This is a genomic window from Buchnera aphidicola (Pterocallis alni), from assembly GCF_964059075.1.
Lineage (GTDB): Bacteria > Pseudomonadota > Gammaproteobacteria > Enterobacterales > Enterobacteriaceae > Buchnera_L > Buchnera_L aphidicola_AN.
This window is the reverse complement of sequence record NZ_OZ060377.1, coordinates 345,325-361,406: the sequence shown is the minus strand read 5'-3', so window position 1 is coordinate 361,406 and position 16,082 is coordinate 345,325. Positions and strand designations below refer to the sequence as shown.

Sequence of the window (16,082 nt, the reverse complement as noted above, 5' to 3'; positions counted from 1 at the left end):
TAGATAATGGTTAATAATATGCAATCAAAATTTAACAATTTTAGTCAATCTACTGTAGAATTAAAAAAGAGGATCATGGTTGTAATATTTTCAATAATCATTTTCCGTATTGGTTCTTTAATACCAGTGCCAGGTATTAATAATTTGGTTTTATCTAATTTTTTACAGACTCAAAAGGGTACTGTAATGGATGTATTAAACACTTTTTCTGGTAATGCTTTAAGTCAATCTTCTATTTTTTCTTTAGGAGTATCTCCTTATATTTCTGCATCCATGATAGTACAGTTATTAGTATTTTTTATTAAACCATTTTCGAAATTAAAACAAGATGGTGATGTAGGAAAAAATAAAATTAAGAAATATATTAGGTATGTTACTTTATTGATATCAACTGCACAAGCTATTATATTATCATTAACTTTACCAAATATTCCGGGTATGTCTGGATTAGTTACTAATCATAATTTTTGTTTTTATTTTATTTCTGTAATTAGTTTGTTAACTGGTACTATGATATTAATGTGGTTAGGGGAAATAATTACTAATTATGGAATTGGTAATGGTGTTTCAATTATTATTTTTATAGGAATTATGTCTAAATTACCTCTTTCTTTTGTAATTTTTTATATGCAATTAAAAGAATTAAATCTTCCTATTTTATATTTATGTGCTATTGGTATATTAATTTTTTTTATTATTTTTTTTGTTGTTTATATTGAAAGAAGTTATAAAAAGATTAATTTATATTATGCTAAGCATAATAATATGCATAAAATGTATGCTATGGAACATACTTATCTTCCATTAAAATTAAATATGTCTGGAGTTGTACCAGCAATTTTTTCTTCTAGTATAATAAATGTATTAGGGATGATATTATCTTGGTTAAATTATTATAAATTTTTTCATTATTTAATAATTTTTTCGTATCATTTACAATCTGATCATATTTTATATTTATTAATATATTCTATTTTAGTAATGTATTTATGTTTTTTTTATTCGAATTTGTCGTTTAATGTTAGAGAAGTTGCAGAAAATTTAAAAAAATCAGGTGCATATATACTAGGTGTTAGACCAGGAGTAAATACTGCACAATATCTTAATAAGATTATGAAACGTATAATTATTATAAATGCCTTGTATATTATTTTTATTTGTTCTCTTCCTGATTGGATAAGAAATATACTGCATATTCCATTTTATTTTAGTGGAACAACGTTATTGATTGTTGTTGTAGTAATAATAGATTGTATTAATCAAATTCAAACTATATTATTATCTAATAAATATAGTATTCTGTTAAAAAGAACACATATCAATATTAATAATTATGTTTGATATGATTTATATGTTATATTTATATTTCATGGATTAAAATATATGGTGGCTATATGAAAGTTAGGACATCAGTAAAAAAAATTTGTCGTAGTTGTAAAATTGTAAAAAGAAGAAATGTTATTCGAGTCATTTGTTCATTGTATCCTAAGCATAAACAAAGGCAAGGATAATTGTATATTATTTAATAAATATATTATTTTATATATTTACAGAGGTTTATTATGATTCGTATTGCTGGAATTAATATTCCAAATAAAAAAAACATTGTTATTGCTTTGAGTTTAATCTATGGTATTGGAAAGTCACGTGCTAAAATGATTTGTGTTAATTGTGGTATTGAAGAAACTATAAAAATGCAAAATGTTAGTAAAAGTAAATTAGATTTATTAAGAAATATGATTAATCAATTTGTAATTGAAGGAGATTTAAGAAGGGAAAATACTTTACATATTAAAAGATTAATAGATTTAGGATGTTATCGTGGTTTTCGTCATCGTAGAGGACTACCTGTACGAGGGCAAAGAACTAAAACTAATGCTAGAACCAGGAAAGGTCCAAGAAAATTAATTAAAAAATAAATGTATAGGATGTAAATTATGAAAAAAGTATTAACTAGGTCTAAGAAACGTATTAAAAAAAAAATTTTAGATGGTATTGCATATATTTACGCATCATTTAATAATACTATTATTACTATCACTGATCGAAAAGGAAATACGTTAGGTTGGGCTACTTCTGGAGGATCTGGATTTAGAGGTTCACGTAAATCTACTCCATTTGCTGCACAAGTAGCTACTGAACGTTGTATTGAATCTATTAAAGATTATGGAATGAAAAATTTAGAAGTCATGGTGAAAGGTCCTGGTCCTGGAAGAGAATCAACCATTCGTGCTTTTAATACTGCTGGTTTTAAAATTACAAGTATCATAGACATTACTCCTATTCCGCATAATGGTTGTCGTCCACCTAAAAAACGGAGAGTATAATTTAAAAAATTTTGTGAGAGAAAATCATGGCTAAATATTTAGGACCTAAATTAAAATTAAGTCGTAGAGAAAATACTGATTTATTTTTAAAATCAGGATATCGTTCTATTGAATCAAAATGTAAAATTAATCAATTACCTGGTCCAAAAAGATCTAAAAGGTCTAGATTATCTGAATATGCTATACAATTACGTGAGAAACAAAAAGTGCGTAGATTATATGGTATTTTAGAAAAACAATTTCGTAATTATTATAAGTTAGCACGTAAATTAAAAGGGAGTACGGGAGAGAATTTATTAAAATTATTAGAAAGTCGTTTAGATAATGTTATATATAGAATGGGTTTTGGTGCAACACGATCAGAATCGAGACAAATTGTTAATCATAAAGTTATTATAGTAAATAATCGAGTTGTTAATATTGCTTCTTATCAAGTTTCTACTGGTGATTATATTCAAATTAGAGAAAAATTTAAAAATCAATTTAGAATTAAATATGCTTTAGAATTATCAGAACAAAGAGAAAGACCTACTTGGTTAGAAGTATATAAAGATAAATTATCTGGTAAAATTGTTAGGGTTCCAGAACGTTCTGATGTATCATTAGATATTAATGAACATTTAATTGTTGGACTGTATTCAAAATAAAATATTAATTTATTCTTGGAAAATAATATTGTGAAAAACTACAGGAAAATATTTTTAAAACCTAAAATAGTGCATATTGAACAACTTGAAACAAATCATGTTAAGATCATTTTAGAACCTTTAGAAAGAGGGTTTGGTCATACTATAGGAAATGCATTAAGAAGAATTTTAATTTCTTCTATCCCGGGTTATGCTGTTACTGCAGTAAAAATCAAAGGTATTTTGCATGAATATAGTTGTAAAGATGGTATACAAGAAGATATTTTAACAATATTATTACATTTAAAAGAGTTAGCTATACAATTATATAATAAAGATCATGTTGTTTTAAGTTTAAACAAATCAGGTCCTGGCATAGTATATGCTGGTGATATTTTACATGATAATAGTGTTGAAATTATGAACCCTAAACATGTAATTTGTCATTTAAATGATCCTTCTGCTTCTATTGAAATGAAAATTAAAGTGGAACGTGGAGTAGGATATATCACTGCTGCTTCTAGAATATCTTCTAATAAAGATAATAAAGAAATTGGATATATATCATTAGATTCTTGTTATAGTCCTGTTGAAAGAGTATCTTATTTAGTAGAATCAGTGAGAGTTGCACAAAGAACAGATTTAGATAAATTGATTTTGGAAATTGAAACAAATGGTACAATGGATCCAGAAGAAGCAATTCGTGCCGCTGCTACTATTTTATCTAGTCAATTAGAATCATTTGTAGATTTACATGATACTATTGAACCAGAACAAAAAGAGATAAAACCTAAATTTCCACCTATTTTATTATGTTCTGTAGATGATTTAGAATTAACTGTAAGGTCGGCTAATTGTTTAAAAGCAGAGAGCATACATTATATAGGTGATTTAGTTCAATGTACTGAAGTAGAATTATTAAAAACACCTAACTTGGGTCGAAAATCTTTAAATGAAATTAAAGATTTATTAGCTTCTAAAGATTTATCATTAGGTATGCGTTTAGATGAGTGGCCTCCGAAACATTTATATAATGAATAATAATTGATAAAAACTTGAAAATATTTTAAATAGAGGTTTATTATGAGACATAGAAAAAGCGGTAGATCTTTAAATCGCAATTCTAGTCATTTATATGCTATGTTTAGTAATATGATTTCTTCTTTGGTACGATATGAGATCATTAAAACTACTTTATCAAAAGCAAAAGAGTTACGTATGATTATTGAACCAATCATTACAATTGCTAAAATAGATAATATCGCTAATAGAAGATTAATTTTTAGTAGAATTAAAGATAATTTTATTATATCCAAATTATTTAATGATCTTGGTCCCCATTTTTTACATTATACGGGGGGATATACGCAGATTTTTAAATGTGGTTTTAGATCAGGTGATAAATCATCAATTGCTTATATACAGTTCACGAATAGAGCCAATATGCAAAAAAAATAAATTTTATTTAAAATATTTTATAGAAAATATTTTATATTAATATGTTATTTATAAAAAATATATTTTGATTAGATATTATAAAATCAGATATTTTTATTATTTTTTTTCCAGGGATTTGAATTTTTGTAATTTGTATTATATTTTTTTTTGTTTGAATTTGTATTCCTTGATTATTGATTTTAATAATTTGTCCTATTTTATATTTTTTTTTTTTTTTAATGATTTTCACTTTATGAATTTTTATTTTTTGATTATTAACTATAATATATGTTCCAGGCCATGGGGAAAATGCTCTTGTCATCTGTTCTATTTTTTTTGCATGTTGACAAAATATTATTTTCCCCATTAATTTGTTGATTTTTGGAGCATATGTTACTTTTTTTTCATTTTGTTTTTTTGGTATATAATATTTATAATGCATTTTTTTTAAAGTAACTAATATAGTATGTAAACTAATTTTACATAATTTTTTAGTTAAATTAATAGTTGTATCATTTTTATTGATGTAGCAGGAGTTTTGGTGTATGATGTATCCAGAATCGATTTTTTCATTCATTTGTATGGTGGAAATACCAGTATATTTGTAGTTATTTAAAATAGCCCATTGTATTGGAGCAGCTCCTCTTAATTCTGGTAATAGTGATGCGTGTATATTTATACAACCCATAGGAAATAGTTTTAATATAAATGTTGGTATTAATAATCCATATGCTACCACAATCATTACATCTGCTTGTACAGATATTAATTTTAAATAATTTTTTTTTGTATATAATGTTTTGGGCTGAGTAATTGAAATATTATTATTTTGAGCTGTTTGTTTAACTGCGGAAAAAAGAATTTTTTTTCCTCTCCCTTGTTTTTGATCTGGTTTCGTAATAACTAATTTAATTTTATGTTGGGAGTATATTAATTTATTTAAAATATAAGAAGCAAATTGTGGTGTACCTGCAAAAATAATATTGCATGATTGGTTAGTTTTATGTATATTATGTAATATAAGATTTTTTTTAATAGTCAATTAATAATTTCCCACTTAGATGATCCATTTCATGTTGTATACATATTGCCAGTAATGATGTAGCATATATTTTTATTTTTTGATTATTTTCATTTAAAGCATGTACTTCTATATTTTTTGATCTGTTGATTATTTTATTTACCCCTGGTAACGATAAACATCCTTCTTCCATACTAATATTTTCGAATTTTTGAATGGTTTTAGGATTAATTAAAACGATAGGATTATTTTTTTCTTTCATAATATCTATTACAATAATTCTTAAATGTATATTAACTTGAGTTGCAGCAAGTCCAATACCGTTATTTTGGTACATAGTATGAAACATTTTGTTTATAATTTTTTTTATTTTATCATTGATAATTTGGACTGGTTGGGCAATTTTACGTAATCTTTGATCTGGATATTTTAATATTTTGAAATTTTCCATAATCTTTAAAATATTTTTTATATATTAATATTATAAATGTATATATATAATTTTAACAATAAATAGTTTTTTTTCATTTTTAAGATATTATATTAAAGTGATTTTTAATATGCTAATTAAATATAGTAATAATTTTTCTTTTATATATTGTATAAAAATGTTACATGCTAATAAAATAATTATTTATCCTACAGAATCGGTATTTGGTTTCGGTTGTAATCCAGATAATGATAGTGTAATTACTAAATTATTTAAATTAAAAAATAGAAATATTAATAAAGGTGTAATATTAATTGCTTCTCAATATAATTATTTACTTCCTTATATTAATTCTGATAAAATATTATCTTTTCATAAAAAGTTAATGTGTTGTAATTGGCCTGAATGTATTACTTTTTTAGTACCTGCAAAATTTAATGTTTCAAAATTAATTACTGGTAATTCTGGTTTAATTGCCGTACGAATTACGAAACATCCATTAGTTAAAAAATTATGTGAGTATTTTAGTAAACCAATTGTTTCTACTAGTGCTAATATTTCTGGGATGCCTTCACTAACCAAAAAAAAATATTTATTTAAGTATTTTGGTTTAAATATTCCATTATTATATGGATCTTTAGGTAAGAATTTATATCCTTCAAGGATTTTTAATATTATGAATGGAGAATTTATTAGGAATGATTAGTAAAAAAAAATATAATTATTTATTATTTGGTGAATCAGTGTTATATTCTAAATCACCAGTGATTTATAGTTTATTTTCTTATCAGACAGATTTTATTGTTGATTATGGTATATGTAATGTAACAAAAGATAATTTTTTTAGCAAGATGTGTAATTTTTTTTATACTGATGGGAAAGGAGCAAATGTTACTGTACCATTTAAAGAACTTGTTTGCCAATCACCAGTCATATTAACTAATCGTGCTAAGTTATGTAATTCAGTTAATTTTTTAAAAAAAAATAAAAAAAATGAAATTATTGGAGATAATACAGATGGTATGGGTTTGGTTTATGATTTAAAAAGACTAAATTGTATTTATCCAAATTATAATATTTTATTAATTGGTTCTGGTGGAGCAGCTAGAGGTATTATTCCAAATTTATTAAATTTAAATTGTACTATTGATATAGTAAATAGAAATTTTATAAATGCGAAAAAATTAGAATTATTTTTTAATCATCTTGGTCCAATTAAAGCAATTGATATTGTGCACTTAAAAAAAATAAATTATCATCTAGTGATTAATGCTACTGCTAGGAATGTAGAAGGAAAAGATGATTTTTTTATTTCTAATGTTGTTTTTTATCCTTCAAAAACTTTTTTTTATGATTTAAATTATGGTGATAATATTACACCTTTTTTATCTTGGTGTATAGATAATGGGGCAATATATTATTCTGATGGTATTGGTATGTTAGTTAGTCAAGCTGCTTATTCTTTTTATTATTGGAGTAATATTTTTCCTGAAATTAATCCCGTTATTAATATATTAAATGAAAGTAAAAAGTATTTTATTTAATATATTTATATATATTTATCATTTATGTAATAAAAATATTGACTTTTTTTTTGAAATCTGTAACAATTATATATTGTATTGACATAATATACTTTTTAAGTTAATTTATATTGTAATTATACTTGTCCCCTTCGTCTAGAGGTCTAGGACATCGCCCTTTCACGGCGGCAACAGGGGTTCAAATCTCCTAGGGGACAAATTAAAATAAAAAAATATATATGCAAAAATAAAATATTATGTTATTATATTTGTAGTCATATTTTAGTTTTTATTTTTTTTCTATTGAATTTAAGATAATATTTTAATAATAAAAAAAATAAAAATTAAATTGCTCTTTTAAAATATAAAATTAATAAAAAACAGCTATGGGTTATAAATTCAAGTAAATAAGCGTATATGGTGGATGCCTTGGCAATCAGAGGCGATGAAGGACGTACTAATCTACGAAAATTGTCGGTAAGCTGATAAGAAGCGTTATATCCGATGGTGTCCGAATGGGGAAACCCGACATATTATATATGTCATTATTAACTCAATAAATAGGTTAATAAAGCTAACCAAGAGAACTGAAACATCTAAGTATCTTGAGGAAAAGAAATCAATTGAGATTCCCGTAGTAGTGGCGAACGAAAAGGGAATAGCCTAGAGTTATAATCTATATGATTTTTAGTAGAATATTTTGGAAAAAATAGCGATACACGGTGATAGCCCAGTATACAAAAAAAATCATGTAGTGTACTCAAAAAGTAGAACGGGACACGAGAAATCTTGTTTGAAGATGGGGGGACCATCCTCCAAGGCTAAATACTCCTGATTGACCGATAGTGAACTAGTACCGTAAGGGAAAGGTGAAAAGAACCCCTGTTAGGGGAGTGAAATAGATCCTGAAACCATATACGTACAAGCAGTAGGAGCCTATTTTATCAGGTGACTGCGTACCTTTTGTATAATGGGTCAGCGACTTGTATTCTGTAGCAAGGTTAACTGTATAAGGGAGCCGTAGGGAAACCGAGTCTTAAATGGGCGTAAAGTTGCAGGATACAGACCCGAAACCCGGTGATCTAGCCACGGGCAGGTTGAAGGTCGGGTAAAACCGACTGGAGGACCGAACCGACTGATGTTGAAAAATCAGCGGATGACCTATGGCTAGGGGTGAAAGGCCAATCAAACCGGGAGATAGCTGGTTCTCCTCGAAAGCTATTTAGGTAGCGCCTCGTGAATTCATCTATGGGGGTAGAGCACTGTTTCGGCTAGGGGGTCATACTGGCTTACCAATCCGATGCAAACTCCGAATACCATAGAATGTTATCACGGGAGACACACAGCGGGTGCTAACGTTCGTTGTGGAAAGGGAAACAACCCAGATCACCAGCTAAGGTCCCAAAATTATAGTTAAGTGGGAAACGTTGTGGGGAGTCCTAGACAACTAGGATGTTGGCTTAGAAGCAGCCATCATTTAAAGAAAGCGTAATAGCTCACTAGTCAAGTCACCCTGCGCGTAAGATTTAACGGGGCTCAAACTATATACCGAAGCTGTGACAATAAATTTATTTTATTGGGTAGAGGAGCGTTCTGTAAGCCTGCGAAGGAATATTGTAAAGTATTCTGGAGGTATCAGAAGTGCGAATGCTGACATGAGTAACGATAAAGCAGGTGAAAAACCTGCTCGCCGAAAGACTAAGGTTTCCTGTCCAACGATAATCGGGGCAGGGTAAGCCGACCCCTAAGGTGAGGCCGAAAGGCGTAATCGATGGGAAACAGGTTAATATTCCTGTGCTTAATTTTACTGTGATTGGGGAGACGAAGTAGGTTAGATTATCCAGGTGACGGTTATCCTGGTTTAAGCGCGTAGATATAATAACTAGGCAAATCCGGTTATTTTTAAGTTGAGGCGTGATGACGAACTGCTATGGTAGTGAAGTAATTGATACCACACTTCCAAGAAAATCCTCTAAACTTATGTAAATTTTAAATCGTACCCCAAACCGACACAGGTAGTCAGGTAGAGTATACTAAGGCGCTTGAGAGAACCCAGGTGAAGGAACTAGGCAAAATGGTGCCGTAACTTCGGGAGAAGGCACACTGATTGTAAGTGATAAGACTTGCTCTTTGAGCTGAATTCAGTCTAAGATACCAGCTAGCTGCAACTGTTTATTAAAAACACAGCACTGTGCAAACACGAAAGTGGACGTATACGGTGTGACGCCTGCCCGGTGCCGGAAGGTTAATTGAAGAGGTCAAAGGCAACTTAAAGCTTTGGATTGAAGCCCCGGTAAACGGCGGCCGTAACTATAACGGTCCTAAGGTAGCGAAATTCCTTGTCGGGTAAGTTCCGACCTGCACGAATGGCGTAATGATGGCTAGGCTGTCTCCACCTGGGACTCAGTGAAATTGAAATTGCTGTGAAGATGCAGTGTACCCGCGGCAAGACGGAAAGACCCCGTGAACCTTTACTATAGCTTGACATTGAGTGTTGAATTTTAATGTGTAGAATAGGTGGGAGATAATGAAGTTAAATCGCCAGGTTTAATGGAATCAAAAAGTGAAATACCACTCTTTAAACTTTGATATTCTAACCTAATATCGTTATCCGATATAGAGACAGTGTCTGGTGGGTAGTTTGACTGGGGCGGTCTCCTCCCAAAGAGTAACGGAGGAGCACAAAGATTGGCTAATCACGGTCGGAAATCGTGAGGTTAGTGCAAAGGCATAAGCCAGTTTAACTGCGAGCGTGATGACGCGAGCAGATGCGAAAGCAGGTCTTAGTGATCCGGTGGTTCTGTATGGAAGGGCCATCGCTCAACAAATAAAAGGTACTCCGGGGATAACAGGCTAATACCGCCCAAGAGTTCATATCGACGGCGGTGTTTGGCACCTCGATGTCGGCTCATCACATCCTGGGGCTGAAGCAGGTCCCAAGGGTATGGCTGTTCGCCATTTAAAGTGGTACGCGAGCTGGGTTTAGAACGTCGTGAGACAGTTCGGTCCCTATCTGCCGTGGGCGTAGGAAGATTGAGGGGGGCTACTTCTAGTACGAGAGGACCGAAGTGGACGCATCACTGGTGTTCGGGTTGTCATGCCAATGGCATTGCCCGGTAGCTAAATGCGGGAGAGATAAGAGCTGAAAGCATCTAAGCACGAAACTTGCCCCAAGATGAGTCTTCCCTGAAACATAAGTTTACTGAAGGGCCGTTGAAGACTACAACGTTGATAGGCTGGATGTGTAAGCATAGCGATATGTTGAGCTAACCAGTACTAATGACCCGAGAGTCTTGATTTATAATTCCATAGTTGATTTTTATTAATTTTCATTTAAACATTGTTATAAACTATTTTTATATTTCCTGGTAATAATAGTGTAATGGTACCACCTGATCCCATTTCGAACTCAGAAGTGAAATATTATAACGCCGATGGTATTACAAGGTTTCCTTGTGTGAGAGTAGGTCATTGCCAGGATATATAAATGTTAATATATTGTATATTTATCTTTTTAATGTTTTGTTATTAGATTACATATAAGTATATTTGATAAATATTATAATAATAATATAATTATTTATATATTTTTTATTAAGATCATATTATTTATTTAATATTGTTACATATATTTTATTGTGATTATTTATCGAATTAATGTTGTTTGTTTTTTTTGTATCAAAAATACGTATTTGTTTATTTATGTAAGGTAATTTAGATGTCTAAGATTAAAGGTAATGTTAAATGGTTTAATGAGTCCAAAGGTTTTGGATTTATTACTCCAGAAGATGGTAGTAAAGATGTTTTTGTGCACTTTTCAGCGATTCAAAGTAATGGATTTAAAACATTATCAGAAGGACAAAGTGTTGAATTTGAAATTACTGAAGGTGCAAAAGGCCCTTCTGCAGCTAATGTTGTTAGTTTGTAACTCTTGTGTTAACATAAAAATGCTTATCAATTAATTAACATTATATTTGCCACAGGTCGGATATTATATCATCGTTCTGTGGTAAAATTTGTATTTCAACAATATATATTAACATTTTATGTATTTTGTATGATATTATTTTGTTATAATTTGTTTACAAGAGATAATAATGTTAAAAATATTTAATACTATTACTAAAAAAAAAGAATATTTTAATACTATTTTTTTGAATATAGTAAATATGTATGTATGTGGAGTTACAGTATATGATCATTGTCATATAGGACATGCTAGAACTTTTACTGTGTTTGATATGATCATTAGGTATTTAAAACATCAAAAATATAAAGTGAATTATGTACGTAATATAACTGATATTGATGATAAAATAATAAAAAGATCTGAATTGAATAAAGAAAGTATATTTGATTTAACGGTTCGTATGATTTATTCTATGCATATGGATTTTTCTAATTTAGGTTTAATAAAACCTACATTTGAACCTCGTATTACTCATTATATAAATTATATTATTTACATAATAAAAAAATTGTTACATAATAAAAATGCATATATTTCTAGTAATGGAGATGTTGTTTTTTCTGTATTAAGTTATAGAAATTATGGAAATCTTTCTAAACAATTGTTAAGTAAATTAAAAAGTAATAATTTCAATCATTCTAAAAAATTAGAATATGATTTTGTTTTATGGAAAAAAGTAAAATTATCTAATCAACCCCACTGGACTTCTCCTTGGGGACCAGGGAGACCAGGTTGGCATATAGAATGTTCTGCTATTAATCATGCTTTTTTTGGAAAGCATCTTGATATTCATGGAGGAGGTTCAGATTTATTATTTCCTCATCATGAAAATGAAAAAGCACAATCTAATTGTTTATATAATTCTAGTTATGGTAATTATTGGATTCATGTTGGTTCTTTATTAGTAAATAATAAAAAAATGTCTAAATCTTTAAATAATACTATATATTTGAATTCCTTGTTAAAGAAATATAATAGCGAAATAATACGGTTTTTTTTTTTATGTACACATTATCGTAAACCATTATTATATAATCAAAATAATTTAATTCAAAATAGTTTGGGATTAAAAAGACTATATCTTGTTTTAAGTCAATATATTAGTGATACTAATCCATTTATTTCTAAATTTCAAGTTCATAATAGTTTTTTTTGTACTCGTTTTTATGATGCTATGAATGATGATTTTAATACACCTAAAGCTATATCTATTTTATTTGAATTATGCAAAGAGATAAATATTTTATTGAAAGCAGGTAAAAAAAATCATTCCATTAAATTAATGCATCAATTAAAATTTTTATCTAATTCTATTGGTTTACTTAAGCAAAATCCAATTGATTTTTTACGTAATTTTTTATAAAAATTTTTAATTATTTTGATATATAATTGATAAATTATATTTTATTTTTTAATCTTCATATTGATGTTTTTTTTCGTATGCTTCTAATGTATTCTCTAACAAAGAAGCTACTGTCATAGGTCCCACTCCTCCAGGAACAGGAGTAATGTATGATACTTTAGGGTATACAGAATAAAAATCAACATCACCAACTATTTTTTTTTCATTGGGTAAGGTATTTATACCAACATCAATAATAATAGTTCCATTTTTAATATTTTTTTGATGTAAAAAATTTGGTTTTCCAATTCCTATTACAATTAAATCAGATTTTTTTATATGTTCTTTTAAATTTTTGGTAAATCGATGAGTAATAGTAGTTGTACATCCAGATAATAGCAATTCTAACGCCATAGGTCTCCCTACGATATTAGAAGCGCCAATAACAGTTGTATTTAACCCTTTTAAATTAATATTATATTTTTCTAAAAGAGTTATTATTCCTTTTGGAGTACATGGTCTTAATTTAGGTATTTTTTGCACTAAACAACCTATATTATAAGGATGAAATCCGTCAACATCTTTTTTTGGGTGAATAGATTCTATAATTTGATTAGCTTCAATATATTTAGGTAGTGGTAATTGTATTAAAATTCCGTCGTAATTTTTATCTTTATTTAATATTTTAATTAATTTAATTATTTTAAATATATCAGTTCCTTCTTGAAAATGCCATGTTTTAAAAATATAACCTACTTTATTACAAGCTATCTGTTTTTTCTGAATATATAATTGAGAAGATTTGTTTTTTCCAACCCAAATTACTGCTAATCCAGGGGGTCTATGACCTTTTTTTATTATATTATGCACTTTATTTTTTATATTATGAATTATATTTTTTGCAATTTTTTTACCATCAATTATTTTAGATAACATGTGAAATATTTTATTTTCCTTATATTATTTTATTTACTAGATTTTAATAGAATTATATAGTATAATTAAATTTTATTAATATGTTGTAAACATTTAATTTGCGCTCTTAGCTCAGTTGGATAGAGCAACGGCCTTCTAAGCCGTAGGTCATAGGTTCGAATCCTATAGAGCGTAATAAAATTTATATTATTTATAATTTATATTAATTTATTTTATTAATAAAAATTTATTGATATTTTGTATAAATTCATTAGGATTATCTAAAGAACCTCTTTCGGATAATAAAGCTTGATCAAATAAAATATTAATCCATGTTTTTATTTTTTCTTCTTCTTGTATTGTAACAATTTTTTTTATTAGATCGTGATTTGGATTAATTTCTAATATATATTTTGTTTCTGGTATATTTTGTCCGGCAGCCATAAACAATTTAGACATTTGCGTACTCATGCTATTTTTATCTAAAAGTAAAACAACAGGTGTATCTATTAATCTATAACTTAATTTTACAGATTGTACTTTATTTTGTAGAGTATTTTGCACTTTTTGTAAAAATGCTTTCATATTATTTTCGATTGTATCTGCATTACTTGGTTTATGAAATATTTTTTCTAATTCGTTGTCTGATTTATTAATAGATTGAAATTGTTTATTTTGAAACTCTGTTAAGTGATTCATCATCCATTCGTCAATTTTATTATGTAATATTAATACATTAATATTTTTTTTTCGAAATATTTCTAAATGAGGACTAGTATTCCCTGATTCATAATTATCTGCAGTAATGTAATATATTTTATTTTGTTTTTTATGCATATTATTTATATATTGTTCTAAAGATAATGTTTCTTCTTGAGAAGAACATTGTATTGAGGTAAATCTTAATAAATCAGCAATTTTATTTTTGTTAGATATATCTTCTGATAACCCCTCTTTTAATATTAATCCAAACTCTTTCCAAAATATTTTATATTTTTTAACATGATTTATAGATAATTTTTTAATTAATGTTAATACTTTTTTGGTTAATGATTTTTTTAATACTTTAGTAACATGATTTTCTTGTAGCATCTCTCTAGAAATATTCAGTGGTAAGTTATTAGTATCTATAATACCTTTTACAAATCTTAAATAGTTAGGTAAGAATTGATTTGCATTATCCATAATATATGTTTTTTTGATATATAATTTTAATCCTTTTTTTTCATTTTCACGATCCCATATATTCCAATTAGATTTACTAGGAATATATAATAGACTGGTATATTGTTGTGTTCCTTCAATTTGGTTATGGATCCATGTTAGAGGAGGATTATTATCTTGTGTAATATATGTGTAAAATTTTTTATATTCTTCTTTTTTTATTTCAGATTTTTTAATTGTCCATAATGATTTTGCTTTATTAATTTTTTTCCAATGAAAAATATTTTTTGTTGAATCATATTCTTGTATTTCGATAGGAACATCGATATGATCTGAATATTTTTTTATAATATCACGTATTTTCCAATTTTCTAAAAATATATTTTCTTCTTTTTTTAAGTATATTTCAATATCTGTTCCATATTCTGGTTTATTTATATTAGTAATGAAATATTCACCTTTTCCTTCTGATTCCCACATAATTCCATTATTTTCATTGATTTCTTTATAATATCTAGTTTTAACAATTACTTTATTAGATACTATAAAAGATGAATAAAATCCTACTCCAAATTTTCCTATTAATGCATTATCATTGATTGTTTTATTATCTAATGATTGAAGAAATTTTTTTGTTCCAGAATGTGCAATTGTTCCTAAATTTTTTATTATTTCTTTTTTTGTCATTCCAATACCGTTATCAGAAATAGTTATTTTGTTTTCTTTTTTATCTATGTAAATTTTAATTAACATATTTCTATACGGTATATTAGAATTTTTTGGGGATAAAAATTTAAATTTCATTTTATCAATAGCATCAGATGCATTAGATATTAATTCCCTAATAAATATTTCTTTATTGGAATATAAAGAATGTATCATTAACTTTAATATTTCTTTAGTTTCAGATTGAAAAATATGTTTTTCTTTTTTATTATTTTCCATAATGTACCTTATTATGTTGTCAGTATATTATATAAATGGATTTATTGTGTTAGGGAAATTTGATTCTGGAGTAAATTGATACATTTTATTTTTTTTTTCTTCATTAATTTTTTGTAAAGCAGAATTGAATGCTGCGGTAATTAAATCTTCTAAAATTTCTTTTTGTTTTATATTTAATAGACTAGGGTCTATATTTGTTTTAATACAATTATTGTTTCCGTTAACAGTAATTTGTACTAAACCTGCACCTGATTCTCCTTTAATTTGCATTTTAGAAATTTCTTTTTTTATATTCTGCATTTTTTTTTGTATTTCTTGTGCTTGTTCCATAAATTTCATCATATTATTTTTATCTAACATATCACTTAATCCTTTCATTATT

General features: G+C 27.4%; 16 protein-coding genes, 2 tRNA genes and 2 rRNA genes. 15 read left to right on the top strand and 5 right to left on the bottom strand.

Annotation, left to right across the window (positions count from 1 at the left end; translation table 11 throughout):
• Positions 1–18 precede the first annotated feature (18 nt).
• From secY to rplQ, 7 genes are read left to right on the top strand one after another with little or no spacing between them, the layout of a single operon-like run.
• Positions 19–1,341, top strand: a complete 1,323-nt coding sequence (gene secY, locus AB4W54_RS01675; RefSeq protein ID WP_367674381.1) for a preprotein translocase subunit SecY — start codon at positions 19–21, stop codon at positions 1,339–1,341.
• Positions 1,342–1,394: 53 nt separating this feature from the next.
• Positions 1,395–1,511, top strand: a complete 117-nt coding sequence (rpmJ, locus tag AB4W54_RS01670; RefSeq protein ID WP_367674380.1) for a 50S ribosomal protein L36 — start codon at positions 1,395–1,397, stop codon at positions 1,509–1,511.
• Positions 1,512–1,562: 51 nt separating this feature from the next.
• Positions 1,563–1,919, top strand: a complete 357-nt coding sequence (gene rpsM / locus AB4W54_RS01665) for a 30S ribosomal protein S13 (protein WP_367674379.1) — start codon at positions 1,563–1,565, stop codon at positions 1,917–1,919.
• Positions 1,920–1,937: 18 nt separating this feature from the next.
• Complete coding sequence (gene rpsK, locus AB4W54_RS01660; protein WP_367674378.1) at positions 1,938–2,327, top strand: 30S ribosomal protein S11; 390 nt, start codon at positions 1,938–1,940, stop codon at positions 2,325–2,327.
• A gap of 26 nt (positions 2,328–2,353) precedes the next feature.
• Complete coding sequence (rpsD, locus tag AB4W54_RS01655) at positions 2,354–2,974, top strand: 30S ribosomal protein S4 (protein WP_367674377.1); 621 nt, start codon at positions 2,354–2,356, stop codon at positions 2,972–2,974.
• Between the two features lie 30 nt (positions 2,975–3,004).
• Positions 3,005–3,994 (top strand): DNA-directed RNA polymerase subunit alpha, encoded by a 990-nt coding sequence (gene rpoA / locus AB4W54_RS01650; RefSeq protein WP_367674376.1) that lies wholly within the window; start codon positions 3,005–3,007, stop codon positions 3,992–3,994.
• Positions 3,995–4,036: 42 nt separating this feature from the next.
• Entirely contained in the window at positions 4,037–4,411 is a 375-nt protein-coding gene (gene rplQ / locus AB4W54_RS01645) for a 50S ribosomal protein L17 (RefSeq protein WP_367674375.1), read from the top strand.
• 31 nt (positions 4,412–4,442) lie between these two features.
• Here rplQ and fmt read toward each other — a convergent pair whose 3' ends face one another.
• Positions 4,443–5,432: a methionyl-tRNA formyltransferase gene (gene fmt / locus AB4W54_RS01640; RefSeq protein ID WP_367674374.1), complete on the bottom strand. Its 990-nt coding sequence runs from the start codon at positions 5,430–5,432 to the stop codon at positions 4,443–4,445.
• Positions 5,422–5,862, bottom strand: a complete 441-nt coding sequence (gene def / locus AB4W54_RS01635) for a peptide deformylase (protein ID WP_367674373.1) — start codon at positions 5,860–5,862, stop codon at positions 5,422–5,424. The genes fmt and def overlap by 11 nt, the downstream gene beginning before the upstream one ends.
• 109 nt (positions 5,863–5,971) lie before the next feature.
• Between def and AB4W54_RS01630 the strand changes: the two genes are divergently transcribed.
• The 7 genes from AB4W54_RS01630 to cysS all read left to right on the top strand — a co-directional run bounded on the left by AB4W54_RS01630 (position 5,972) and on the right by cysS (position 12,697).
• Positions 5,972–6,547, top strand: coding sequence for a Sua5/YciO/YrdC/YwlC family protein (locus AB4W54_RS01630; RefSeq protein ID WP_367674372.1), 576 nt, complete (start codon positions 5,972–5,974; stop codon positions 6,545–6,547).
• Positions 6,522–7,385: a shikimate dehydrogenase gene (gene aroE / locus AB4W54_RS01625; protein WP_367674371.1), complete on the top strand. Its 864-nt coding sequence runs from the start codon at positions 6,522–6,524 to the stop codon at positions 7,383–7,385. Before AB4W54_RS01630 ends, aroE begins: the two co-directional genes overlap by 26 nt.
• A 124-nt stretch (positions 7,386–7,509) precedes the next feature.
• A tRNA-Glu gene (locus tag AB4W54_RS01620) sits at positions 7,510–7,582 on the top strand.
• Between the two features lie 179 nt (positions 7,583–7,761).
• Positions 7,762–10,665, top strand: a 23S ribosomal RNA gene (locus tag AB4W54_RS01615).
• A 63-nt stretch (positions 10,666–10,728) separates the two neighbouring features.
• Positions 10,729–10,844: ribosomal RNA gene (rrf, locus tag AB4W54_RS01610) — 5S ribosomal RNA — on the top strand.
• Between the two features lie 238 nt (positions 10,845–11,082).
• Entirely contained in the window at positions 11,083–11,292 is a 210-nt protein-coding gene (cspE, locus tag AB4W54_RS01605) for a transcription antiterminator/RNA stability regulator CspE (RefSeq protein WP_158349571.1), read from the top strand.
• A gap of 169 nt (positions 11,293–11,461) precedes the next feature.
• Positions 11,462–12,697 carry a cysteine--tRNA ligase gene (cysS, locus tag AB4W54_RS01600; protein WP_367674370.1) on the top strand — a complete coding sequence of 412 codons (1,236 nt, stop codon included), beginning with the start codon at positions 11,462–11,464 and terminating at the stop codon, positions 12,695–12,697.
• 48 nt (positions 12,698–12,745) lie between these two features.
• Here cysS and folD read toward each other — a convergent pair whose 3' ends face one another.
• On the bottom strand, positions 12,746–13,612 hold the full coding sequence (gene folD / locus AB4W54_RS01595) for a bifunctional methylenetetrahydrofolate dehydrogenase/methenyltetrahydrofolate cyclohydrolase FolD (RefSeq protein WP_367674369.1): 867 nt from the start codon (positions 13,610–13,612) through the stop codon (positions 12,746–12,748).
• A 100-nt stretch (positions 13,613–13,712) separates the two neighbouring features.
• Between folD and AB4W54_RS01590 the strand changes: the two genes are divergently transcribed.
• Positions 13,713–13,786, top strand: a tRNA-Arg gene (locus AB4W54_RS01590).
• Positions 13,787–13,819: 33 nt separating this feature from the next.
• Here the strand turns inward: AB4W54_RS01590 and htpG are convergent.
• Both htpG and AB4W54_RS01580 read right to left on the bottom strand, forming a co-directional pair.
• Complete coding sequence (gene htpG / locus AB4W54_RS01585; RefSeq protein ID WP_367674368.1) at positions 13,820–15,700, bottom strand: molecular chaperone HtpG; 1,881 nt, start codon at positions 15,698–15,700, stop codon at positions 13,820–13,822.
• A gap of 27 nt (positions 15,701–15,727) precedes the next feature.
• Positions 15,728–16,060 (bottom strand): YbaB/EbfC family nucleoid-associated protein, encoded by a 333-nt coding sequence (locus AB4W54_RS01580; RefSeq protein WP_367674367.1) that lies wholly within the window; start codon positions 16,058–16,060, stop codon positions 15,728–15,730.
• Positions 16,061–16,082: the final 22 nt, after the last annotated feature.

Coding starts and splice junctions, on each gene's coding strand:
- rplQ (WP_367674375.1), top strand. CDS start 4,037: ATGAGACATAGAAAAAGCGGTAGATCTTTAAATCGCAATTCTAGTCAT.
- cspE (WP_158349571.1), top strand. CDS start 11,083: ATGTCTAAGATTAAAGGTAATGTTAAATGGTTTAATGAGTCCAAAGGT.
- rpmJ (WP_367674380.1), top strand. CDS start 1,395: ATGAAAGTTAGGACATCAGTAAAAAAAATTTGTCGTAGTTGTAAAATT.
- AB4W54_RS01630 (WP_367674372.1), top strand. CDS start 5,972: ATGCTAATTAAATATAGTAATAATTTTTCTTTTATATATTGTATAAAA.
- aroE (WP_367674371.1), top strand. CDS start 6,522: ATGGAGAATTTATTAGGAATGATTAGTAAAAAAAAATATAATTATTTA.
- htpG (WP_367674368.1), bottom strand. CDS start 15,700: ATGGAAAATAATAAAAAAGAAAAACATATTTTTCAATCTGAAACTAAA.
- rpsD (WP_367674377.1), top strand. CDS start 2,354: ATGGCTAAATATTTAGGACCTAAATTAAAATTAAGTCGTAGAGAAAAT.
- rpsK (WP_367674378.1), top strand. CDS start 1,938: ATGAAAAAAGTATTAACTAGGTCTAAGAAACGTATTAAAAAAAAAATT.
- folD (WP_367674369.1), bottom strand. CDS start 13,612: ATGTTATCTAAAATAATTGATGGTAAAAAAATTGCAAAAAATATAATT.
- secY (WP_367674381.1), top strand. CDS start 19: ATGCAATCAAAATTTAACAATTTTAGTCAATCTACTGTAGAATTAAAA.
- def (WP_367674373.1), bottom strand. CDS start 5,862: ATGGAAAATTTCAAAATATTAAAATATCCAGATCAAAGATTACGTAAA.
- AB4W54_RS01580 (WP_367674367.1), bottom strand. CDS start 16,060: ATGTTAGATAAAAATAATATGATGAAATTTATGGAACAAGCACAAGAA.
- rpsM (WP_367674379.1), top strand. CDS start 1,563: ATGATTCGTATTGCTGGAATTAATATTCCAAATAAAAAAAACATTGTT.
- cysS (WP_367674370.1), top strand. CDS start 11,462: ATGTTAAAAATATTTAATACTATTACTAAAAAAAAAGAATATTTTAAT.